Source organism: Micromonospora sp. NPDC001898 (assembly GCF_042891255.1).
Taxonomy (GTDB): domain Bacteria; phylum Actinomycetota; class Actinomycetes; order Mycobacteriales; family Micromonosporaceae; genus Micromonospora.
In genome coordinates this window covers 21950-44536 of sequence record NZ_JBIATC010000031.1, presented here as the reverse complement: position 1 = coordinate 44536, position 22587 = coordinate 21950, and the positions used below count along the sequence as shown (strand labels likewise).

General features: G+C 70.3%; 18 protein-coding genes and 1 pseudogene. 9 read left to right on the top strand and 10 right to left on the bottom strand.

What is annotated here, in order from left to right; all coding sequences use genetic code 11:
• The first annotated feature begins 81 nt into the window (after window positions 1-81).
• The gene (locus tag ACFYZF_RS29485) at window positions 82-3036 is read left to right on the top strand and encodes an NACHT domain-containing protein (RefSeq protein WP_387026269.1); all 2955 of its coding nucleotides are present in this window, start codon (window positions 82-84) and stop codon (window positions 3034-3036) included.
• A 360-nt stretch (window positions 3037-3396) separates the two neighbouring features.
• Here ACFYZF_RS29485 and ACFYZF_RS29480 read toward each other — a convergent pair whose 3' ends face one another.
• The 4 genes from ACFYZF_RS29480 to ACFYZF_RS29465 all read right to left on the bottom strand — a co-directional run bounded on the left by ACFYZF_RS29480 (window position 3397) and on the right by ACFYZF_RS29465 (window position 6928).
• On the bottom strand, window positions 3397-4434 hold the full coding sequence (locus tag ACFYZF_RS29480; protein ID WP_387026267.1) for an NAD(+)/NADH kinase: 1038 nt from the start codon (window positions 4432-4434) through the stop codon (window positions 3397-3399).
• A gap of 262 nt (window positions 4435-4696) precedes the next feature.
• The gene (locus tag ACFYZF_RS29475) at window positions 4697-5227 is read right to left on the bottom strand and encodes a DUF6114 domain-containing protein (RefSeq protein ID WP_387026265.1); all 531 of its coding nucleotides are present in this window, start codon (window positions 5225-5227) and stop codon (window positions 4697-4699) included.
• Window positions 5228-5285: 58 nt separating this feature from the next.
• Complete coding sequence (locus ACFYZF_RS29470; protein WP_387026263.1) at window positions 5286-5915, bottom strand: DUF6230 family protein; 630 nt, start codon at window positions 5913-5915, stop codon at window positions 5286-5288.
• Window positions 5916-6145: 230 nt separating this feature from the next.
• Window positions 6146-6928, bottom strand: a complete 783-nt coding sequence (locus tag ACFYZF_RS29465; RefSeq protein WP_387026261.1) for a TetR/AcrR family transcriptional regulator — start codon at window positions 6926-6928, stop codon at window positions 6146-6148.
• Between the two features lie 507 nt (window positions 6929-7435).
• Between ACFYZF_RS29465 and ACFYZF_RS29460 the strand changes: the two genes are divergently transcribed.
• Window positions 7436-8110 (top strand): Tat pathway signal sequence domain protein, encoded by a 675-nt coding sequence (locus ACFYZF_RS29460; protein ID WP_387026259.1) that lies wholly within the window; start codon window positions 7436-7438, stop codon window positions 8108-8110.
• A 58-nt stretch (window positions 8111-8168) separates the two neighbouring features.
• Here the strand turns inward: ACFYZF_RS29460 and ACFYZF_RS29455 are convergent, their stop codons facing one another.
• On the bottom strand, window positions 8169-9149 hold the full coding sequence (locus tag ACFYZF_RS29455) for a hypothetical protein (protein ID WP_387026257.1): 981 nt from the start codon (window positions 9147-9149) through the stop codon (window positions 8169-8171).
• 72 nt (window positions 9150-9221) lie between these two features.
• On the opposite strand from ACFYZF_RS29455, the gene ACFYZF_RS29450 reads away from it, so the two are divergent.
• Entirely contained in the window at window positions 9222-9860 is a 639-nt protein-coding gene (locus ACFYZF_RS29450; protein WP_387026255.1) for an ATP-binding protein, read from the top strand.
• Window positions 9861-10057: 197 nt separating this feature from the next.
• Here the strand turns inward: ACFYZF_RS29450 and ACFYZF_RS29445 are convergent, their stop codons facing one another.
• Genes ACFYZF_RS29445 through ACFYZF_RS29435 form a run of 3 tightly spaced genes read right to left on the bottom strand, consistent with a single transcriptional unit; the run spans window position 10058 to window position 14755 of the window.
• Window positions 10058-10375, bottom strand: coding sequence for a VOC family protein (locus ACFYZF_RS29445; protein WP_387026271.1), 318 nt, complete (start codon window positions 10373-10375; stop codon window positions 10058-10060).
• Window positions 10376-10384: 9 nt separating this feature from the next.
• Complete coding sequence (locus ACFYZF_RS29440; protein ID WP_387026253.1) at window positions 10385-11236, bottom strand: phytanoyl-CoA dioxygenase family protein; 852 nt, start codon at window positions 11234-11236, stop codon at window positions 10385-10387.
• Window positions 11237-11248: 12 nt separating this feature from the next.
• Window positions 11249-14755, bottom strand: a complete 3507-nt coding sequence (locus tag ACFYZF_RS29435; protein ID WP_387026251.1) for an NB-ARC domain-containing protein — start codon at window positions 14753-14755, stop codon at window positions 11249-11251.
• A gap of 219 nt (window positions 14756-14974) precedes the next feature.
• Between ACFYZF_RS29435 and ACFYZF_RS29430 the strand changes: the two genes are divergently transcribed.
• Complete coding sequence (locus tag ACFYZF_RS29430) at window positions 14975-15097, top strand: hypothetical protein (protein ID WP_387026249.1); 123 nt, start codon at window positions 14975-14977, stop codon at window positions 15095-15097.
• Here the strand turns inward: ACFYZF_RS29430 and ACFYZF_RS29425 are convergent, their stop codons facing one another.
• The gene (locus ACFYZF_RS29425; RefSeq protein ID WP_387026247.1) at window positions 15098-15646 is read right to left on the bottom strand and encodes an NUDIX hydrolase; all 549 of its coding nucleotides are present in this window, start codon (window positions 15644-15646) and stop codon (window positions 15098-15100) included.
• Between the two features lie 190 nt (window positions 15647-15836).
• Between ACFYZF_RS29425 and ACFYZF_RS29420 the strand changes: the two genes are divergently transcribed.
• Entirely contained in the window at window positions 15837-17144 is a 1308-nt protein-coding gene (locus tag ACFYZF_RS29420; protein ID WP_387026245.1) for an aspartate aminotransferase family protein, read from the top strand.
• Window positions 17145-17304: 160 nt separating this feature from the next.
• Window positions 17305-17798: pseudogene (locus ACFYZF_RS29415) on the top strand (aldehyde dehydrogenase family protein); the annotation flags it as partial.
• Here the strand turns inward: ACFYZF_RS29415 and ACFYZF_RS29410 are convergent.
• The gene (locus ACFYZF_RS29410; protein ID WP_387026243.1) at window positions 17770-19143 is read right to left on the bottom strand and encodes an acyltransferase; all 1374 of its coding nucleotides are present in this window, start codon (window positions 19141-19143) and stop codon (window positions 17770-17772) included. The pseudogene ACFYZF_RS29415 and the gene ACFYZF_RS29410 overlap by 29 nt on opposite strands.
• Window positions 19144-19299: 156 nt before the next feature.
• On the opposite strand from ACFYZF_RS29410, the gene ngcE reads away from it, so the two are divergent.
• Genes ngcE through ACFYZF_RS29395 form a run of 3 tightly spaced genes read left to right on the top strand, consistent with a single transcriptional unit; the run spans window position 19300 to window position 22522 of the window.
• Complete coding sequence (gene ngcE, locus ACFYZF_RS29405) at window positions 19300-20715, top strand: N-acetylglucosamine/diacetylchitobiose ABC transporter substrate-binding protein (protein WP_387026241.1); 1416 nt, start codon at window positions 19300-19302, stop codon at window positions 20713-20715.
• Window positions 20712-21620, top strand: coding sequence for a carbohydrate ABC transporter permease (locus tag ACFYZF_RS29400; protein ID WP_387026240.1), 909 nt, complete (start codon window positions 20712-20714; stop codon window positions 21618-21620). The genes ngcE and ACFYZF_RS29400 overlap by 4 nt, the downstream gene beginning before the upstream one ends.
• Window positions 21617-22522, top strand: a complete 906-nt coding sequence (locus tag ACFYZF_RS29395; RefSeq protein WP_387026238.1) for a carbohydrate ABC transporter permease — start codon at window positions 21617-21619, stop codon at window positions 22520-22522. Before ACFYZF_RS29400 ends, ACFYZF_RS29395 begins: the two co-directional genes overlap by 4 nt.
• The last annotated feature ends 65 nt before the right edge of the window (window positions 22523-22587 follow it).

Sequence of the window (22587 nt, the reverse complement as noted above, 5' to 3'; positions counted from 1 at the left end):
CCGCTGCTGCCCTCGACGCGCCACCGCGATCGTCCAGGCCATCCTCGTCCTACATCACATCCACACCAGCCGAAACCCACGATGAAAAGGGCTCACCGCACCCTTGTCGCTCATCTACTCCGAATTTCGGTGCCGGTCCCGTGGATGGGAAGTGGGTTCGATGCTAATCTGCAGGCCGCGATCCTTCCGTTCTTCGACTCACTGGCCGCACGTTTCCTGGCGTTCTTCAACGGGCTGGAAGCTTGGAGTCGGATCGCGTCCGAGCTGGGTGTGACGCACAACGACACATGGTTGAGGAAACGAATTGTGGAAACTGCGGCGCAGCGTTACCGCAATGACTATCGCCTGCTGGCCGCGAAGGTGCCGGAGTTCGGCATGTGGGTACTCCTGGATCAGTTCGAATCGGCGGAGACGGTGCGTAAGGTCGAACATCGGCAATCCGCGCAGTTCATGCAGCACTCGTTGGTCCTGCTTGAGGAATTGCTGAGCCAGGTGTCCCGGATCGGGAGCGCTCTGCAGCATCGCAGCCGGGAGATGCTGGCCCAGCGCAACCAGCAGTTCCTATCTGAGCCGCTGGCTCCGGTCAGCGATCTAGATCGACTGTCCGGCCTGAGGATGCCTGACGTCAGGTCGGGATACGTGAATCCCCGCTTTCGATGGGCTGTAGTCGGTGCTGACTCCCGTACCTGGGACGAGCAGTGGTGGCAGCGGCAGGCGCCCGGACGGAATCTCGATCAGTTCCTGGCCGGGTACTTCGTGTCCGCTCGTGCTACGGAACAGCCCTTGGTGATTCTTGGCCATCCCGGCGCAGGAAAGTCCTTGCTGACCAAGATTGTGGCAGCGCGACTGCCGCCGGACCTCTTCGCGACGGTTCGGGTGCCACTGCGTGAGGTCAGGAACCCCGCAGCCAGAATTTACGAACAGGTCCAAGAATTTCTCGACGAGGAGACCCACCTCGGCGTGCGGTGGCGGGACTTGTCCGATGCCAGTAAGGACGCCACGAGAGTTGTCCTACTCGACGGCCTTGACGAACTGATGCAGGCCACAGGAGCCACCGAGTCCGAATTCCTGCACGAAGTCCGGCAGTTCCAGGAGAAGGAGGCGGCCATCGGTTCGCCCGTAGCGGTGGTGGTCACCTCCCGCACCGTCGTGGCCAACATCGCGAACATACCGGCTGGGTCGATGGTGTTGAAGTTGGAAGACTTCGACCAGGCCCAGATGGCGGATTGGGTTGGCATGTGGAATGGTGTCAACCAAGGTTCGATCACAAGCGGGACAGTCAAGCCGCTATCTGTCAACGCTGTCTGGTCTATGGGGGAACTCGCCTGCCAACCACTACTGCTCCTCATGTTGGCCATCTTCGGTGCCACCGAGGAATTGCCCAACAACGACGGAGGGCGGGTTACGCAGGGGCAGCTATATAAATGGTTGCTGAACGGTTACGTCAAACGTGAGGTGACCAAGTTGCACGGTGCGACCGTGGCGCCGGCGGCTATTTTGGAAACCAATGATGTCAGTGCTCGTGTGGATCAAGAGTTGTGGCAACTGGGACTTGCTGCCTTCGCCATGTTTAATCGCGGCCGGCAGTCCGTAACCGGTGAGGACCTGAATAGAGACCTTATCCCGATGCTGCCCGCGACGGTCACCCACGTCGGGCCGCGCAAAAACCCGGCACATTCACTGGATGCGGCGATTGGCACTATTGCCCGCTTCTTCTTCATTCACGCCGCTGACACCACCAAGACCCTCATGGCCGGCAGTAGCTACGAGTTCCTCCATGCCACCTTCGGCGAGTATCTCATTGCCTACCATACGCTCAATCAGGTCGGCAGTCTAAATGATGCCAGGCGCCACGTGCCCCTAGGTCAGGAATGGACCGACGATCAGCTATTTGCGCTGCTATCTCATCAGCAGCTATCCATCGGCGGTGCGGTACTGCCGTTCGTACGAGAACTCTTCGACGCCATGCCGCCACCCCGCCAGCAGGTCATCGTTGCCGAACTCAAGACGCTTGTGCAGACCGTTCAGAACCGTCAAGGTGTAGGTCGCCTTGGCGGCTACAATCCCTCAGGCCGTAACCTCATCAGTCGGATCGCCGCCTATTTGGGAAACCTTCTCGCCCTCCTCACGGAGATCAGCAAGGAGCCGATCCCGCTCAACGAGTTGGCACCGGGCGGGACCGATTGCCGGACCTGGTGGCGATCGACAATCCGGTTCCTGCACTCGGGCCTCGACGAAACTGGATGGACAACGCTCCTGTCTATCCTGGATGTCTCCATCGCGGGTGATCTGGCTGTTTCCAAGCGTAGGACGCCGGCCGACCGTCTGCTAATCTACGCTTACGAAGCCCGTCTCGCTGGCGATCGAGATCGCGAACTGCAGATCCTGCTCGGCAACACAGCCCTCTACGGGCGCCGCCTTGCATTCTGGGACGATCCGTTCGGTGACGCCTGTATGAAAGTCTTGTCGTCGTTGATGCGGCGCAATGAGCAACCGGATGACCGTAGTGCGATCCTCGACATGGTGAACAGAGACTCGTCGCAGGAAATGACTACCTTTCTCGTCGAGTATCTGGTCCGCTGCTCCGGCCGGCTCGCCTACCAGGATGTGCGTCCTATTGCCCAGGCTGTGGTCGCCACCAAGAGCACCGAATTGGCGGTGCGTCTCGCGCCGATCGTGGCCCAATACCCGGACCTTCTGCGAGAGTTTCCTCGGCTGTTCTACACCTACCAGCACGGTCTGGCCAACACCCGGGACATCGCTGAGGTATTTGCTGCGGTGCGCGTCGGCTTGGCCCTCTGGCGCGGCAGTGAAGGGGAGATCCTCAAAGAATTGCTCCGCCATCTTGTCGGAAAAGCGAAGGAACTCGGGGAACCAGCGACCGATGTGTTCAGGCAGATATCAATGCTGGACCCAAAGTCCCTGCTTCCCGCCATCCCATCCATCGTCGCGGTGATCGCCGACTACTATGGCCCTCGTGGACCAGTCGTCACCTATCGAACAAGCCTGATCAGCGGCCAACACCGTCACGACTAGCGACCCATCGACGACAATGCCAAGCCCCGGAGCAGGAGCCAAGAAACTGTAGGTCCCGATCTCTACGCGAGACGACGACCGTGCGCCGCCATCGAGCATCGGCGAAGATGCACACGGGTTTAGAGGGAGCGTAGCGCTCGCCTTATGAATCTTGCTTCAGGGTTCGAAGCCGGCGATACATACATCAGATGTTGCGTTGCCCGCCCGGTCACGGTGTAGATCTGCCGGATGTCAGCAGGTTCTGGACCAGGTACGCCTTTCTTCGCGCGCCGGCTCGCTCGGCTCGAATCCCGCCGAGTAGACAGTCGGTTGTCTCGCTGGAAGCGGGGCTGCTGCTGGGAACGGCACGTCGTCCAAACCCTAGCGGTCTGGGGACGAGAGGTGGGAGCCGCCGCCTCCGACGGCTCCATCCCTGTTCCGGTGATCAGCGGCGGGCGTGTCACGGCGTCGGTGCCGAGTGGACTGCTCCTGCCTGGCGCGTTCCCGCAGGTGCTCGGGCACGAGTTCGAGCAGTTGGTCGGGGCGCAGCGGCAGGTTGAGGAGGCTGAGCTTGACGCGGTTGCGTCGCCCGAGTGCGGCGGCGTCGAACCGGACCACGTTGACGACGTTCGGTCGTAGCCGCAGGGTCACGTGGCCCCCGGGCCCGACCCGGCTGACGGCCGCACCGTCGAGGGACATCCGCAGGGCCTCCTCCTCGGAGGGATTGCGGAGCGCGACGGTTTCCTCGCCGCCGAGGACGATGGTGCGGCTGACGCCCGACATGGGCGCGACCGGCGTCAGCCCGATCGCGGGGATCGCGGGGGAGATGACCGGCCCTCCCGCGGCGTAGTTGTAGGCGGTGGAACCGGTGGGTGTGCACGCGATCACCGCGTCACAGCGGTAGTAGCCGTGGCGGACGTCGTTGATCTCCAGATCCAGGGTCACCGCCGCCCCTGGCCGCTCGCCGGCGAGCACGATGTCGTTGAACGCGGTCGCCGGTCCGAGGGAGCCGGTGTCGCCGTCGACTTCCAGGCAGCTGTGTGGTTCGAGGCTGAACCGGCCGTCGACCATCTCGTCGAGTGCGGCGGGCAGCTGCGCCGGGGAGACCTCGATGAGGAAACCGAGGTTGCCGTGGTTGACGCCGAGCACGGGAGTCTGCCGCCCCGCCATCAGACGCATGGCGCCGAGCATGGTGCCGTCCCCGCCGAGGCTGATGACGGCGTCGACGCGCTCGACGAACTCCTGGTCGTCCATGGCCAGCACCCCGTCGCCCAGCCGCGCGGCGTCGCCCGGGCGGGCCACGACGGGTGAGCCGTGACGCGCGGCGGCCCGCGTCACCGTGGCGACCGACTCGCTGACGTCGTTGCGCGGATGAACCACCAGGCCCAGGACGAAAGGCTCCCGTCCTGGTGTGGGCACGTCGGTCATGCTGCTCCCGTCCCGGGTGGGCCGGTCCGCCGCAGGGCCACCCCGATCAGGGCACAGGTTACGCACCGGACGGCCCGGGAGTCCGCAGCACCGGGAAAGCCGTCCCCGGCCGGCTCGCTCGCGTGGTACCTGCTGGCTGCGTCGCGGGACGGGCGCGGGGGCCGGGTACCCGGCTGGCGCGCGTTCCCTGGCCGAAGACGCCGGACCAGGCAGGACCCGCCGGACCCCGCTGGCCCCGGCCCCGTCCGGTGCGCTAACTCTGGTCGACCCCCCGCCAGTGCCGCCCGGCGGTCCCGGGGGCGGGCCCCGGCACGGTAAGGGGCTCCGGGCCGGCGAGAGGCTCCGGGTCGCCCACCGGGTCCACCGCGGTCGCCGCGGCGGGGTGGGTCGCCGGAGCGGCACCGGGGCGGGGCTTTTTGGCCGGGGTCCAGGCGAACGCCAGGCAGCCGCCGACGAGCGCGAGCAGCAGCCCGACGAAGAACCCGCCCAGGTTGGAGGTCAGCCAGGAGACCAGGGCGAGCACCAGGGAGACCAGTGCGTAGAAGAGCCGCTGGGGCGGGTGGGCCACCAGCAGCACGCCGCACAGCAGCAGGATGACCGGCACGAGGTAGCCGGCCAGCCCCTGCGGCCCGATGTGCAGGATCACCGGCAGCGGGGCGCGCAGGGTCACCAGGATCTCGGCGCCGCCGAGGGCGACCAGCAGCCCGCCCCAGAAGGGTCGGCTGCGCCGCCAGGCCCGCCACCGGCCGCCCCGCGTCGCACCACCGCGCCCCGTTCCGGCCACGCGTGCCCCGTCACCACGCGCCGTTCCGGCCACGCGCGCCCCGCCACCCTCGGTCATATCAGCACCCTTCGGAGGTGAACCGCATCCGCAGGTTCGGCAGGGTGAAGACCGCCGCCGTGGTGGCGTAGTTGTTCTGCCGCAGGTCGGTGATGGTCACCGTGTCGGCCTGCTGGCCGAAGACCCCCGGGTTGCCCCGTACCCCGGGCACCTGATCCAGCGTGCTGGCGTCCTGCCCGATGTCGATGGACTTGAACGAGGCGTTGCCGGAGAGCTCGTCCGAGTCCACGACCAGGGTGCGCGCGCTGACCGGCTTGCCGTCGCCGCCGGCGGTGAGCTTCATGTACATGCCGCCGAGGTTGATGCTCTGGCACAGGTTGGTCAGCTCGGCCTTGTCGATCGCCGAGACGATCACGACGACCTGGCCGCCCGTGTCGCCCTGGTTGGGGCTGTCCTCGATCATCTGGTCGAGGGTGGCGAACTGCTCGAACCCGGTCCCGCTGAGCTTGTCGGCGGTGACCACGAAGGGCATTCCGGAGATCGCGAACTGGGCGCCGAGCACTCCCTGGGCGGTCAGCATCACCATTCCTGCGGCGCCGGCGCCGACGACGGCCAGGCTGGCCACGAATCGCCGCCAGCGCACGCCGCCCTGGGGCGGGACCGGCTCGATGGGTACGGTGTCGTCCGACATGACGGCTCCTCTTCGAGATCGATTCGTCCGCGACAATGCGATGAACGCGCCGCGGATCATGGGGGATGATCTGAATTGGTTGCGCGTTGTGCTGTTCGGGTCGCTGCCCCGCGAAGTTACCGCTCAGTAAAGGGCGGGTCAAGATTGGCGTCCGGTGGAATCGGCGGATCTGCGAAATGCGGCCAATAGTGAGAAACCGCAGCGGTTTCTGATGGTGGCCGGCGGGTCGGTCAGGCGCCCCGCCTGGGCGGGCGGGCCGGGTCGGCCGCGCAGGGGGCCGTGACGCCGGGGGTGGCGTCCGCGCTGGCGGTCCGGGCGGCCCGCCCGCCGGCGGCCGGGCCGAGGAACGGTGCCGTCATGGCGTACGTCAGCGCCGGCAGGAGTTGGGGCAGTTCCGCCGTGCGCCCCTGGGCGACCCGCTGCCGGACGGTGGTGTGGATGCCGCCGACCACGGCGGTGACCAGCAGTTCGTCGTCCTGTTCGGTCAGCGGGGACCGGGGGCGGGGCGGGTGGAAGAACCGGTGGAACTCCGCCAGTAGCAGGTCCCGCTCGCCCCGGGCGGCCGGGCCGGCGGCGTCGATCTCCACCAGCGCCATCCGGGCGAACGCGGGCACGCTGGCCAGCACCTCCAGCAGGGTCCGCAGGGTGGCCCGGGCGGTGTCCGTCCAGTCCGGTCCGGATGCGGCGTAGGCGTCGTCCATCAGGCGCAGCAGGACGGCGGTGCCGTGCCGGTAGGTGGCCAGGAAGGCGTCCTCCTTGCCGGCGAAGAGGGTGTAGAAGGCGGGGCGGGTCACCCCGGCCGCGCGGCAGATGTCGGTGACCCGGGCGTTGTCGTAGCCCTTCGCCGCCACCTCGTGGACGAGCCCGTCGAACAGCCGGTCGCGCTGGGTCGCCGCCACCACCTCGGCGGACAGGCGGCGCGGGCCGCGTTTGATCGCCCGTTCGGGATCGCGGCCGGGGCGGGCTCCGGGCAGGGGGGTCGCCCCGGCCGCCGGGTGCGGTGCCAGCGACATTGATATCGACCTCCCTGAATTGACGATTGACTTTGCGACCCCCCGGGGTTTATAACTTCACCACGTTGAGTTCCGGTCGTGTCACTCATGGTCATCTTCACCGGGCGACCGCACCGAGCAGCGCTGAAGGAGGGCTCGATGTTCGCCATTATCGCTGACCGCACCCTCGCACCCAAGGCTGGAAGATCCCAGGTGACGCGGCTGCGCCGCAGTGCACCAGCCCGCACCGCCCGCTGACCGGCCGGAAGCCCTCGGGCCCGGTGGTTCACCGGTCCCCGGCCGCCGATGCGCACGTCGCCCCGCCCGGCGGCGTCCAACCCACCGCCGAGGCCGTCCCCGGCGGCGTCCAACCCGCCGTCGAGGCTGCCCCCGGCGACGGGCCCATCGGCCGCGATACGTCCCTACGCGGCCGTCCCCTGAGCGGCCGTCCGGTCGCGCCCGGTCCACGCCGGGCACGGTCGACCCCGGCCGGCCGCCACCGTCGCACCACCGTCGAAAGGATCCACCATGCCCAGGTACGGACGCGCCGTCGTCGGCCTCGCCGCCGTCGCACTGCTCGGCTCCCTCGTCGCGGCGGCCCCCGCTGCCGCAGCACCGCCCGCCTCCCTCGCCAACACGGTGCTCACCACCGGCAGCGCGGCCGGCACCGCCGTGGCGGTCGGGGACGTCCTGCAGGCCAGCCTGAAAGCCAGCACCACCGCCAACTTCTACTCCACCGCCACCGGCACCACCGGCGTGAAGTGCGCCGCGTCCGCCTTCACCGCCAAGGTGCTGACCAACCCGGCAGCGCCGGGAACCGCGACCGAGAGTCTCACCGCGCAGACCTTCACCAACTGCACCACGAACGTGGTCGGCACGCTCGGGGTGAACAGCGTGATCGTCGACAACCTGCCGTACTCCGTCTCCGTCACCAGCGCCGGCGCGGTCACCCTCACCGGGGCGATCCAGAGCACCGTCTCGCTGCGCACCCTGCTCGGCAACATCATCTGCGTCTACAAGGCCAACGGCAACGTCGTGAGAGGGACGGCGTCCAACGCCACCACCTCGATCGCCTTCGTCAACCAGCCCTTCACCAAGTCCTCCGGGCCGGGCACCTGCTTCTCGGCCGCGTACTTCAGCGCCACCTACTCGCCGGTCCGGGACACCACCCAGGCGGGCAGCCCGATCGTCTACGTGAACTGACCGCGCACCCGGTCCGGGTCGGCGTCCGACACCCCGTCGGGCGTCGGCCCGCGCCGCCTCAGCCGGCGGCGAGGCTCGCGTGCAGGGCGCGCATCGACCGGATCGCCGAGCGGATCTCCTGAAGGTGGCGGCCCGGGGTGAGCGCCGGCTCGGGCAGCCGGGCCAGGTCGGGCACCTCCGGGTCGACGCCGACGGTCTCAATCGCGCACCCGTACGGCACGGCGAGGGTGCGCAGCGCGTCGCAGTGCTGGAACGGCACGTAGATCGGCGCGGTGACCACCAGCACCGGATCGCCCGGCGAGAGCCGCACGTGCTCGGCCCAGAACCGCTGGGTGTCGGCCGTGTGCGCCCGCCGCCGGTCCGGCTCGCTGGACGGGGCGGCGAGCACCCGCACCGGGGGCAGCCCCGCCGGCCGGTAGGTCCGCGAGGACCAGGAGTGGTGCGGGTGCCCGGCGTCCGCACCGTCGGACGCGGCCGGCCCGGCCACCCGGAACGCCAGCCGGACCGCCGCGTCGAGGGCGTCCACCTCGGTGTCGCCGTCCGTCACGCCCGCCTCGGCCAGCGCCCGTAGCTCGGGGCCGGACAGTGGACGGAAGCTGCCCAGCACCGCCACCTCGCCGGCCACCCGGGTGCCGGAACGCAGCAGGTGCGCGGCGTATCCGACCCGGCGCAGGCAGGCGTGCGCCAGCCCGCCGAGGACAACCAGGTGGGCGTACCCGGGGCGGGCCGGCGGGACCGGGCGGACCAGGCCGAGAGCCGACGCCGCAGCGAGCACCAGGCCGGCGGTGCGCGGGTCGAGGGCCGGCTCCCGGGCCTCGGGGCGCTCCCGGCCGCCCCGGAAGTCCCAGTGCCGGGCGGAGAAGTCGTCCAGCCACGCCAGCACAGCAGCCAGATCCCCGGTCGGCCAGTCCCCGCCGAAGCGCGCCACCAGCTCCCGCAGCGGCGGCGACGTCACCCAGGACCGCACGCCGTCGGCGATCTCCTGCGGGGTCGTGCCCGCCCCGCCGCTCGGCAGCGCCACGTCCGGGATGATCCGCACTCGCCGGATCCTACCTCCGGGGCCAGCAGGCGACCCATTTTCCCGCCCCACGTCGGCTGGGATAGTGAACTGATGGTGCCTGTGGTCGCCTTCGTCGGTATGCCGGGTGTGGGGAAGTCGACGGTCCTGGCCCAGGTGGCTGACAGGCTGGTCCCGACCTGGACGCCGGTGGGGTGGTCGATCGACGACGTGCTGGAGATCCAGTGTCCGGAGGGGACCGCCGAGTTTGCCGGCTGCCGCCTGTATGTCCGCGACGGGGCGCACTTCCTGATGCATGACGAATGGCGTCCGGACCAGATGCGGCGGGCCACGCGTGGCCTGGTCGCGCTGGCCCGGGCGAGCGCCCGACCGGCGTTGTTCCCGCGTCCACCCGTGCTCCTGCTCGAACTGCCGCTGACCGAGCTGGCCACCTTTCGCGCCGCGGTGGCCGGGCAGCCGGACCTGACCGGGCTGGTGGCGATCCTGCGGGGCAGCCGGTCGGTGCGGTGGAGCCGGAATGCCCAGCGGGGTGAGCGGCAGCGCCTGCCCGAGCCCGTGCTGGAGTACTTCGAGCAGGCGCTGCGCTCGGTGGACGTGGTGGGGGAGTGCGCGATGATGCGCGCCGCGGGTTGGCGAGTCGTCAACCAGCGGACAAGCCAACCGCCCGCCGTGCTCGCCGAGCGGTTGGCCGACATCGTCAGATCGATGCTCGCGCCCGGCCCCGGCGACTGAGAGAGCGGTGTGCGACTGAACGGCTGCGGTCGGTCGGGTGACTGCTGGCCGGTTGGTGTGGCGGCGGGTTTGCTGACCGGCCGAAGTGGGCGGACACGACCTGCCACGTCGCGTCGGTCAGCGCGCACGGGCAGGCTCGGTGGGCGTCGAGGGGTTCCCCTGGCCGGCGACCTCAGGTGGCCGACTGGTTACAACACTCACTCAACTCGGTCGTGTGCGAGGACGTTGATCACGTGGCCGTCAGGATCCCTGACGAAGAACCGTCGCACACCCCACGGTTCTTCGGTCAACTCGTGCACGATCTCGGCTCCCGCAGCCCGGACGGCCTGGTAGCTCGCCTCCACGTCGTCGACCTGGATCGAGGCAACCGGGACGACGGGAGCGGTCGCGTCATGGGTCATGAGACTCAACTGCACGTCGGGATGCCCGGGGTCGGCCAGCGTCACGATCCAGCTATGATCCATGACCACCTGTAGCCCGAGGACCTGCGTGTAGAACTCTCCGAGGGGTGGCAGTCGGTCGGGTTACAGCTCGTGCGGCGTCATGCGGCCGAGATAGTTCGTGCCGGCCCAGGCGCAGTCCAGGTCGACCACGTGCACGGCGAGCGCGTCGCGTGGGCGGGAACCGTCCGACTCGGCACTGCCGTGCAGGACCAGACCGTCGACGGCGACGGCGTCCCCCGGGTCGCACGGAACCAGGGTGAGCGCGTCGAGGCCGTCGCGCAGCCGGGGGTCCGGTACGGCGTCCGACAGGGGGACCAGCCTCGCTTCGTCGGCGTGGCGTACCAGCCGGTGGCTCGGGCCCGGCACGGGCCCACGCTCGTCCACCAGTAGCCCGCCGTTGGACTCGTCGGCCCGGTCGAGGGCGATCCAGAACACCTGCACCGAGGGCGGGTCCGTCCACAGATAGGTGTGGTCCAGGTGCGGCGGTAGCGGATCCGACCACGCCGACTTGCGCACGAACATCGTCTCGATCACGGCAGGCCGTCGGCGGCCGGTACGCCGGCTCCACTCGCCCAGCTCGCTGCCGCCCAGCCAGTCCCGCACCGCGCCGGGTATCGCGTGCAGCCCGTGGCCCACCCGGGCCACGGCGTCGGTGTACCGCTCGATTCCCACCTGGTCGGTCCAGGTGAGCGCGACAGGCTCGTGGAACACGGTCGCGGCCATGCCTGAGTCCAGGAAGAGCGGATCCCGGTCGTGACTTCCATCGATTTTGTCGAATGCCGCGACCCGCTGCCCGGCCGCGTGGGCCGCGCCGATCAGCGAGTACAACTCGGACTTGAGTCGGTCGACGGTCCCGGCCGGCACCAGGGCGGGGATCCTGGCGGATCCCCGCTCCGCGTACCGGGCGGCGAAGGACTGGGCAGTCTCGGGCATCGTGCGATCTCCTCACCAGCCGTCAAGGACATAGACCCCGGCGGCGCCGCCCACCACAAGTTCGTCGAGGTCGGGCCGCCACAGGGCGCAGTACAGGGGTTGTTCGAAGGCCAGCGCGATCTCGGGCGACTCGCCGGTCAGCATGTTGATCCGCGCCGTATGGTCGTCGGAGACGCTGGCCACCCTGGTGCCGTCCGGGCTGAGGGTGACCTGGCCGACCCAGTCGTCGTGGGTGGCGATGACCCGCCGGTCGACCAGGGTGCCGCCGCTGACCGCGACGAGGCGGACCACGCCGTCGTCCCCGCCGGTCACCACGTCGTCACCACCCGGCCCGGCATCCAGGCAGAGGGCCGGGCCACGGTGGGCGGCAACGCGAGACAGCAGCGTCCCGTCCACGGTGTGCAGACAGATGTCACCGCTCTCGTGCACCGACACCAGCCGCTTCCCGTCGGGCAGCAGCCGCGCCTCGTAGACCGACCCGTAACCGGCGTCGATCCGGCGCACCGGGATCAGGTCGCCGTCGATCCAGCGCAGCAGGTGGATCAGGCCGTCGTGGCACGAGGTGACGACGGTGCCGTCCACCGCCGTCTGCTGCACGCGCCGGATGCTGCGCCCGGAGAGCTTCCGGAGACCGCGGGTCACCCACGACGTGCCTCGCGGCTCGATGTGCAGCAAGTTCCCGCTGTCCGTTCCGGCCAGCAGGACGCCCCGAGGGGCGACGGCCAGCCCCCGCACCCCGCTGCCCACCTCTGCCTGGTCGGTCGCCGTGTACTCCGGCCTGCCGTCGAGGCGGATCAGACGGTTCGCGGTGGTGCCGACGTAGAGCAGGTCGTTGCGCACGTCCGCGGCGATGGCGAAGACCCACTCGTTGCGGCCGTCGTGGCGGGCTACCTCACTGCCGCTCGTCAGGTCCCACAACCGAAGCGTCCCGTCGTCGGAACCGGAGACGGCCAGAGCGGTGCGGCGGGCGGTGCGGCAGCACATCACCCAGCTGGTGTGACCGACCAGGTCGCGGCGCCCGCCCCGGCCGTCCACGGGCCACAGCGAGAGGAGGTTGTCGTGTGCCCCGGCAGTCAGCACAGCCGACCCGTCGGCGGCGAAGTCGACATCCCGGATGACGCAGCCGTGCTCGCCGAGGACGCGGGCTTCGTCCTCACCCGCCCCGGTGCGCCAGAGCCGCACCGTACCGTCGTCGGAGACCGAGGCGATGTGCCGGCTGTCGGGCGCCACGGCGACCCCACGGACGCGCGCCGTGTGCCCGCGCAGCACCTCGTGGACGGTGGCGTCCGCGCTGTTCCATCGCCGGACGGTGCCGTCGTCGGAGGCGGAGACGATCCAGCTCCCGTCCGGGGCGACCGCGACGGCCCTGACCCGGTCGGAGTGGCCGTGGAAGGTGTTGAACAGCATTCCGGTCTTGAGATCCCACCGCCGGATGGTCGTGTCGTCGGAGGCCGAGACGACCCAGTTCCCGTCGGGGGAGACGGCCAGGGCACGCACCTCGCCGCGATGGCCGGCGAGGACGGCCATCGGTGTGCGTTCGGCATCGCGGAACAGCCGGATCTGCCCGTCGTCGCTGCCCACCGCGATGCCACCCGGGATGAACGCGCAAGCCCGGGTCCACCCGCCGGGCAGCCGGAGGGTCCAGCGGAGCTGCAACAGCGCTGCGTCCAGCACCGCCACGATGCCTTCACTGGTGGTGACCAGCACCTCCGTCTCGGTGGCGTTGAGCGAGCAGCCGAGGATGCTGCCCTGTAGGCGGCGCGGGCGGTCCCCGTCTCCGAGGGTGAGCACCTGCCGGTACCGGGGACCGCGCGGGGCGCCCTCCGTCTCGCCGAGGAACGAGCGGACCGACGCCGTCGCCGATGCCCGGTCCCGCAGGTGCCGCATGCTCGCGGTGAGTCGGGTCACGCGGTGGGTGCGCCAGTCGTTGGCGTCCCTGACGAGCGTCAGGTCGGCCAGGACCGCGCCGACCCCCGCCGTCACGACCTTCGCCCCGACGTACTCCGGGTCGGTGACGATGCCGGCGAGCCGGGCTGGGGAGACGAAGGCCCGCAGGTGCCAGACCAGGTTCTCGCGCAGGTAGGCGTCGTTCTCGATCGCGTCGGCCAGCCGCACGCGGTCGAAGTCGTCGCTGTCCAGCGCGAGGCCGACGAGGCTGTCGACGAAGTCCCTGTGCAGCGCCGCCTGCTCGGCGGGGCCGAGGTTGTAGCGCAGGTGGTCGAGCAGGATGTCATGCACATTCACGAGGTAGCCGTTTCCCTCGAAGCGCAGCTCCGAGATCAGGGAGTGGCTCCGGAACTGGTCGACTATCGTGAACGCCTCGTGCGGGGTCACGTTCCACACGTGTGCCAGCACCCGTAGCGGCACGGCCTGGTCGCTGCGGAACAGGGCCAGGTGGCGCAGCCGGTCGGCATGGTGCGGCGGGAGCCGTTCGATGCTCCAGTTGAGCAGGGAGCGGGCAGTCGGCCCGTCACTCGCCCCGACCACCGACTCGACGAGCCCGTCGATGTCAGCCACACCGGCCACCCGGCGCAGCAGGTCGTCCACGGCGTCCTCGGGCGGCCGTCCCGCCTGGATCTCCTGGCGTAGCTGGCCGCCCACGAGGCCGAGCAGGAACGGTCGGGCCCCCATCAGCGCGCTGACCCGGGTGCAGTCCAACTCGTGCAGCGCGGGCGCGGTGCTCTTGAGCATCCGGGCCCCCAGCTCGGTCGAGGGCCCGGTCAGCACGTGCCGTTCGGCGTCGGCGCCCAGCAGCGTGCCGTCCCGAGTGGTGATCAACACCGACGCGCTCGTCGCGACGAAGCGGAGCATCTCCGGCCAGTCCTGCTGCCAGATGTCGTCGAACGCGAGCAGGCAGCGCTGGTCGTTCAGGCGCCCGGCGAGGAACTGCGCGGCGAGCACCGGATCGGTGACCTCGGGCCGTACCCCGGACGCCAGGAAGGTGACCTCGTTCAGCCGCTGCGCGAGATCGGGAGCCGCGAGATCTCGACCGATGCTGAGCCAGTAGACGTGCTCACCGAACGCCTCGGTCAGCCGCGGGTCCCGCACCACCTGCTGGGCCAGGGCGGTCTTGCCGTACCCGGACGGGCCCACCAGCGCGACCATGCCCTCAGCCCGGAGACGGTCGACCGTCGCGTCGAGCACCGGGGGGTACAGGACGATGGGTGAGGGAGGCTTCGGGCCGGGCAGCCGGAACCGCGGCGCCGGTGTCACCTGCTCTTCCCGGGCAGCCGCGCGGGCCCGTCGGTAGAGCAGCAGCCCGCGGGTGGCGTCGTCGTCCCCGCCGCCGAGCGCCTTCACGAGGAGCCGTACCTGCGGCTCGTCGGCGGGAAGAGTGCCGTTGGCGCCGCGCAGCAGGGCACTCACCCGGGACCGGGAGGCCAGGCGCATCGCCCCGGCGATGACGGTCAGGCTCTTCGTGCCGTTGGCCTCGTGCACCTGGTCCAGGTGCTCCAACAGCTCCCGGTGCGGGCCGGACGCAGGCCAGGCGGTCCGGTCGATGCGCCTGCCGTGGTGCACGGTGCCTCCCCTCGATGACGGGCTCCGGGCCCTTTGCTGTGCGCCACCCCCGCACCGCCTGTCGCGGTCACGTCGGCGCAGCGCCTGATCGCAGGTGTTCGCCCGGCTGTTCCGCCGTCACGGCACAGCCGAGCACAGCCCATTCCACGGTGCTGCCCCGATTCTCGATGTCACGAGGAGCTGGCCAGCTCAGCAGAACCGGTGGAAGAGGAGTCGAGGGTGGACACGATGTCGTTCTGTCTGAGCATCGCCGCGGACGCGGCGAATCTGTTGACGGCTGTGGCGGTGCTGGTGATCGAGTTGCGGAACCGGCGCCGCCGGGACGGCGGTCACCGATCGTGATCAAGTCGTGGAGGGGTGACTGTTCGGTCTGATCGGACGGTCCGGACGTGGGGACGGGATCTCGGCTGGCGCAGTTCCGCAGCCCGCCGGGGTCTCGTCCCCGTCGGGGCGCTGTGCGTGGTCGGCGGCGGCCCGAATGACCGCAGGTAGCTCCGGTGGCACGTCCAGCGCGGCCACCTCGTCGACCGGCACCCATGCGTAATCGCTCAATTCCCTCGGCTGGACGACCGGGGTGCCGCCGAGCGGGCGGCAGACGTACACCATGTCCACCTGCCGGCGGGCCTCCGGCGGGCCCTCGGTGTCGAAGGCCAGCATGAGGAAGGGCGCGGCAATCGCCTTGACTGCGGCATGCCGCACCGGAGGGCCACGGACCAGATCGATCTCGATGCCCAACTCTTCCCGGATCTCGCGGCGCAGGCCGTCGACCGGGTCTTCGTCGTTCTCGAGATGGCCACCGGGATAGATCCACCTGCCCAGTCGGCGGTGCTTGACGAGCAGAACCTGGCCGGCTTGGAGGATGATCGCCGAGACCGAGAAACGGTGGATCACGCCGGCCTCCGATCTGCTCGTGGCGTCACACATCGTACGGCGAACAGGTGCGTCCCGCGGACCCCGGACCGCTGTCGGCATTACGACGTGTCAGGGGCCGCGCCGCAGTGCGCTACATGGTGGCGGTTGCCTCTCGCGGCAGCGCGGTGGAAGCGTGCGGTGACCGCCAACGCCCTGGAGGGTGCGACGAATGACCGACGACCTGCTGGCCCGGCACCGGGCCGTGCTGCCTTCCTGGATGCCGCTCTACTACGCCGAGCCGATCGAGCTGGTCGCCGGCTCCGGTCGCCGGGTCACCGACGCGCGGGGACGCAGCTACCTGGACTTCTTCGGTGGCGTGCTGACCAACATGATCGGCTACGACATCCCGGAGATCCGGGAGGCCGTCGAGCGGCAGCTCCGCACGGGCGTCGTGCACAGCTCGACGCTCTACCTGATCCGCCAGCAGGTCGAGCTGGCCGAGAAGATCACCCGGCTCTCCGGCATCCCCGACGCCCGGGTGTTCTTCACCAACTCCGGCACCGAGGCCAACGAGGCCGCCCTGCTGGCCGCCACCAACCACCGCCGCTCGCACCAGATCCTCGCGGTGCGCAACAGCTACCACGGCCGGTCGTACGCGGCGATGGGCGTCACCGGGAACCGGAGCTGGTCGGCCAGCGCGCTCAACCCCCTCCAGGTGGCCTGGCTGCACTCCGGCGAGCGGCTGCGCGGCCTGCTGTCCCGGCTCGACCCGGCCGACCGGGTCGACGCCGCGGTGGAGGACCTGCGCGAGGTGCTCGCCACCCAGACGGCCGGCGACGTGGCCTGCCTGATCGCCGAGCCGATCCAGGGCGTCGGTGGGTTCGTGCACGGCCCGGACGGCCTGTTCGCCGCCTGGAAGAAGGAACTCGACGCTCACGGCATCCTGCTGATCTCCGACGAGGTGCAGACCGGCTGGGGGCGCACCGGCGACCACTTCTGGGGGTACCAGGCGCACGGCGTCACCCCGGACCTGCTCACCTTCGCCAAGGGCATCGGCAACGGCTTCGCCCTGGCCGGGTTGGTCGGCCGGGCCGAGATCATGGAGTCGGTGCCGGCGATCAGCTTCTCCACCTTCGGCGGCAACCCGGTCTCCACGGCCGCCGGCAACGCCGTCCTGGACTACCTGCTCGACCACGATCTCCAGGCCAACGCCGCCCGCACCGGGGCGATCCTCGCCGACGGCCTGCGCGCCGCCGTGGGCGGCCTCGACTGCGTCGCCGAGGTACGCGGCAAGGGCCTGATGCTCGGCGTCGAGTTCGTCCACCCCGGCGGCGTCGAGCCCGACCCGACGCTGACCGCGCGGGTGTTCGAGGCGTGCCGGGCCGGCGGCCTGCTGGTCGGCAAGGGTGGCCTGTACGGCAACGTGCTGCGGATGGGCCCGCCGCTGACCCTCACCGAGGACGAGGCCCGCGAGGGGCTGGCCATCCTCGTCGACGCGATCCGCGCCTCGGCGGCGGTGCCGGAGGTAGCGGCGTGAACCGCACCCCGACGGCGGTGCCCGGGGCGGCGGCGTGAGCGTGGCGGGGGACGGGCCGGTGACCGGGCACTTCGTCGACGGCAGCCGGGTCGACGGCACGTCCACCCGGCGCGGCGACGTCTTCGACCCGGCCACCGGCCGGCGTACCGGGCAGGTGGCGCTGGCCTGCGCCGCGGACGTGGCGGTCGCGGTGCGGGCCGCCTCCGCGCTGGTCGCGGTGGAGCCGGTCGCCGACGCCCTGGTGGCGCGGATCGCCGGGCGGACGGCCCGGCTGCGCACCGGCGACGGCCGGCGGGGCTGGGACATGGGCCCCTGGTGACCGCCGCGCATGCGGCCCGGGTGCGCGGGTACGTCGAGGCGGGGGTGGCCGCCGGGGCGGTCCCGGTGGTTGACGGGCGGGACGTCGCCCCGGACGGGGACCCGGCCGGGTTCTGGCTCGGCCCGACCCTGTTCGACCGGGTCACCCCGGACATGTCGATCTACACCGACGAGATCTTCGGCCCGGTGCTCGGCGTCCTGCGGGTCGGCTCGTACGACGAGGCGGTGGACCTGGTCAACGCCAACCCGTACGGCAACGGCGGCAAGGTGGTCACCAGCCGGTGGCCCGATCCCCGGCACGGCGGGGTCAACCTCGGGTTCCCCACCCAGACCTGAGCAGCCGGAGCAGCCCCGCCCCGGCCAGGTACGCGACCAGCGCCGGGGCGGGCAGCCCCAGCGGCGCGGGCGCGCTCTGCGGGGTGACGGTGTTGACCAGCAGCCCGCCGAGCGCGGCGGCGTACCCGGCGACCACCAGCGCGGTCCCGACCCGCCGGTGGCCCGTCGACCGTCCCCCGGCCGGGCGGCGCCGGCCGCCACGTGTCTCGACCGGCCCGAAGACGGCGACCAGGCCGGCCAGCACCAGGGCGAGCAGCAGCAGCCACGGCACCCGCCAGGCGTACCAGGCCGCGGTCCCCACCGCCGGGGTGGGCAGCAGGCCGATCGCGTCCAGCAGCCCGATCAGCAGCAGGACGGCGGTGAGCTGCCAGAGGAACACGGTCAGCACCACGGAGTTGACCGCGATCACCGCCTGCCACGGGCCCGGCCGGCGCAGCCACCGCCGCGCGGGCCGGCGCAGCAGCAGGATCAGCCCGAGCTGGGCGGTGGCCAGGGCGAGCAGCGCCAGGCTGGGCGGGCCGGTGTTCTCCAACCGCTGACCGGGCACGTGCAGCATGGAGACCGGGTACGGCCCGATCGTGGTGAGCAGCAGCAGCGCGCCGAACCCGCCGACCAGCAGGGCCGTCGCCGTCCGCCGCGAGGTCGGCAGGGGGTGCCGGGTCCGGTCGCGTCCCGGGTCCCCGGCCGGGCGGGCGTGGGCGTCGTACCAGGCGAAGCCGACCTGGTGCACGGCGAGCCAGCCGGCCAGGTAGTTGCCGGCGGCCAGCGCCGCCGGGCCGGCCAGCCGACCCAGGTCGCCGAGGGCCACCAGCGCGACCAGCGTCACCGGCACGGCCAGCCCGAAGCGGCGGTGCAGCGCGTGCATCGGCGGGGTGAGGACCACGACGGCCAGGTAGGGCACGAGGAACCACAGCGGGATGGTGGCGAACCAGACCACCTGGCGGACCTGGGCCGGGTCGATGCCCCAGAGGTAAGCGCCCGCCGCGCCGGCGGCCAGGACCACCAGCAGGACGGTGGTCGGCGGTACCAGCCGGGCGCTGCGGTCGAGCAGCCAGCCGGTGGCGTCGCCGCCCCGGCCCCCGTGCGCGGTCAGCGAGGCCGCGTTGGCGAACCCGCCGACCAGGAAGAACACGGGAAGCACCTGGGCGACCCAGGTCAGCGGGTACGCCCACGGCAGGTCGCCGAGCGCCGAGTGCCCGGTGGGCCGTCCGGCGGCGTCCCGGTCGATCACGGTGACGCCCCAGTGACCGACGACGACCATCCCGATCGCGACCGCCCGGAGCAGGTCGACGTAGCGCTCGCGCCCTGCCGGCGTGCGCTCGGCGAGCTGCCGGAGACGGCGCATGGGCTCAGGCTATGCCAGGTCGGGTTGCCCGACGGTGATAACGGTTCGGTGGCCAGGGCTTGAAGTCGACGCCCTCCTGCCGTAGAAATTCTTCAGTCGACTTCAGTGACGTGAAGAGAAAAAACAGATTCGCCCGGGACGATCCGAGGAGCAACGATGGACAGGCGTGACATCCTGCGGCGCAGCGCCGCCGCCGGCCTGCTGGCCACCCCCGCCGCCGGCCTGCTCGCCGGCTGCGCCAGCTCCGGCGGCGACGACTCCGCTGACGCCGAGGTGTACAAGGGCACCAAGTCCGCGCAGAACCCGCTCGGGGTCGCCGAGGACGCCCCGCTGGAGGTCGTCATCTTCAACGGCGGCTTCGGCGAGGACTACGCCAAGGCCCACGAGGCCATGTACACCGCGAAGCACCCGAAGGCCAAGATCAAGCACTCGGCCACCGCGGAGATCAGCAAGACCCTCCAGCCGCGCTTCGTCGACGGCACCCCGCCGGACGTGGTGAACAACTCGGGCGCCGGGCAGATCGACTTCAACGGCCTGGTCTCCCAGAACGCCCTCGCCGACCTGGGCGAGCTGCTCGCCGCCCCGAGCCTCGACATCCCCGGCAAGACCGTCAAGGACACCCTGCTGCCGGGCGCGGTCGAGGTCGGCTCGTACGACGGCAAGTTCCTGGTGATGAACTACACCTACACCGTCTACGGCATCTGGCACTCCACCAAGCTCTTCGCCGACCGGGGCTGGGAGTACGCGAAGACCTGGGACGAGCACATCGCCCTGTGCAAGAAGATCAAGGCCGCGGGCATCGCCCCCTGGACGTACGCCGGCAAGCACCCCCGCTACATGAGCTGGCCGGTGATCTCCACCGCGATCAAGTTCGGCGGCACCTCGGTCGCCACCGCGATCGACAACCTGGAGCCGAACGCCTGGAAGTCCGACGCGATGAAGGCCGCGGCCGACGCCTGGCACCAGATCGTCAAGGACAAGTTCATCCTCGACGGCACGCCCGGCCTGGACCACGTCCAGTCGCAGACCGCGTGGTGCCAGGGCAAGGCGGCGTTCATCTCCTGCGGCTCCTGGCTGGAGAGCGAGCAGAAGGCGGTCACCCCGGCCGGGTTCAACATGACCGTCGCGCCCACCCCGAGCCTGGGCAGCGGCGACAAGCTGCCGTTCGAGGCGGTCCGGGGCACCGCCGGCGAGCCGTTCATGGTGCCGGCCAAGGCGAAGAACCTCGCCGGCGGCCTGGAGTACTTCCGCACCATGCTGTCGAAGCAGGGGGCCCAGGACTTCACGAAGAAGGTCGCCAGCCTGACGGTGGTCGCCGGGGCCACCGAGGGCGTCGAGCTGCCGTACGGGCTGACCACCGTGGTCAAGGCCCTGGAGGCGTCTGGCGCCAACGGCTTCAACTGGGTCTACAACAACTACTACCGCAAGCTGGAGCGCAACCTCGTCGACGCCGCCTGCGGCGAGTTCTTCAGCGGACGGATCGGCCCGGCGGAGTTCCTCGCCCAGTGCCAGAAGGGCGCCGACTCGATCGCCGCCGACACCTCGATCAAGAAGTACAAGCGGTCGGCGTGAAGCACGGCAAGATTCCGCTGATCGTCACCTTCCTGGTACCGCCCCTGCTGCTCTACGTCGTCTTCGTCGTGTCGCCGTACCTTCAGGCGTTCCAGATCTCCACCACCGACTGGCTCGGCTACTCGGCCGAGGCTAACCCGGTGGGGCTGGCCAACTTCAAGGCCCTGTGGCACGACGACTACGTGTGGAACGCGCTGAAGAACAACGCGATCCTGCTCGCCCTGGTGCCCGTGTTCACCATCGCGTTCGGGTTGTTCTTCGCCACGATGCTCAGCATGGGCGGGCGCCGGGGCCGGGCCGGGGTCACCGGGGTGCGCGGCGGCGCGTTCTACCGCACCGTCTACTTCTTCCCGCAGGTGCTCTCCGTCGTGATCATCGCGGCGCTGTGGAAGGAGGTCTACCACCCCACGAGCGGCCTGCTCAACGGCATCCTGGGGACGGTGGGGCTGTCCGGGCCGGCCTGGCTGGGCGACCCGGGCTTCGCCTTCTGGTGCGTGCTGGCGGTGATGGTGTGGTCCAACGTCGGGTTCTACGTGGTGCTCTTCGGGGCCGCCATGTCGGCGATCCCGAGGGAGATCTACGAGGCGGTGCTGCTCGACGGGGCGTCCCGGTGGGCCACCCTGCGCCGGATCACCATCCCGCTGCTCTGGGACACCGTGCAGGTCGCCTGGATCTACCTGGCCGTCGCAGCCCTGGACGGGTTCATCCTGGTGCAGCTCATGACCAACGGTGGCCCCAACTTCTCCTCGGACGTGATCGGGGTGCGGATGTACGACACGGCGTTCGGCAGCGAGACCAAGTTCGGCTACGCGTCGGCGATCGGCGTGGTGATGTTCTTCCTGACCCTGTCGGTGGCCGTGCTGGCGCTGCGGGTCAGCCGGCGGGAACGGATCGAGCTGTCATGACCGCTCTGGACAGGCCCGTCGGCGTGGTCGTCGACGGTGACCGGGACGCCCGGGAACCCCGCCCGGTGCGCCGCGAGCGGGGAGTCGTGAACCTCCTCTCGCACGGCTTCCTGCTGTTCTGGAGCGCGTTGACCGTGCTGCCGCTGCTGTGGATGCTCATCAGCTCGTTCAAGACCAACGCCGAGATCATCGCCGATCCGTGGGGCCTGCCCGGCGCGCTGCGGTTCGACAACTGGGTCCGGGCCTGGACCGGGGCGCACATCGGCCGGTACTTCCTCAACAGCGCCGTGGTGGTCACCGGCTCGGTCATCCTCACCATGCTGATGGGGGCCACCGCCGCGTACGTCTTCGCCCGGTACGAGTTCCGGGGCCGCCAGCTCGCCTACTACCTGTTCGTCGGCGGGCTGATGTTCCCGGTCTTCCTGGCCCTGGTGCCGCTGTTCTTCGTGGTCCGCAGCGCCGGGCTGTTCGGCACCTGGACCGGGCTGGTGCTGGTCTACGCGGCGTACTCGCTGCCGTTCACGGTCTTCTTCCTCACCGCGTTCTTCCGCACCCTGCCCACCTCGGTCGCGGAGGCGGCGCTGGTCGACGGGTGCGGCCACTTCCGGCTGTTCTTCCGGGTGATGCTGCCGATGGCCCGACCGGGACTGATCAGCGTCGCCATCTTCAACTTCCTCAGCCACTGGAACCAGTTCCTGCTGCCACAGGTGCTGCTCCAGGGCGACGACTCGAAGTGGATGCTCGCCCAGGGCCTGGCCGCCCTGTCGATCAGCCAGGGATACGCCGGCGACTACGCCCAGCTCTTCGCCGGCCTCACCATCGCGGTGATACCGGTGCTGGTGGTGTACCTGCTCTTCCAGCGTCAGGTGCAGTCCGGGCTCACCGCCGGCCAACTCAAGTAAATTGACCCGGTAGCGGTTCTGGCGCGACGTCCGCACCGGCAGCGGGCGCCGCCCGGGCCCCCGAC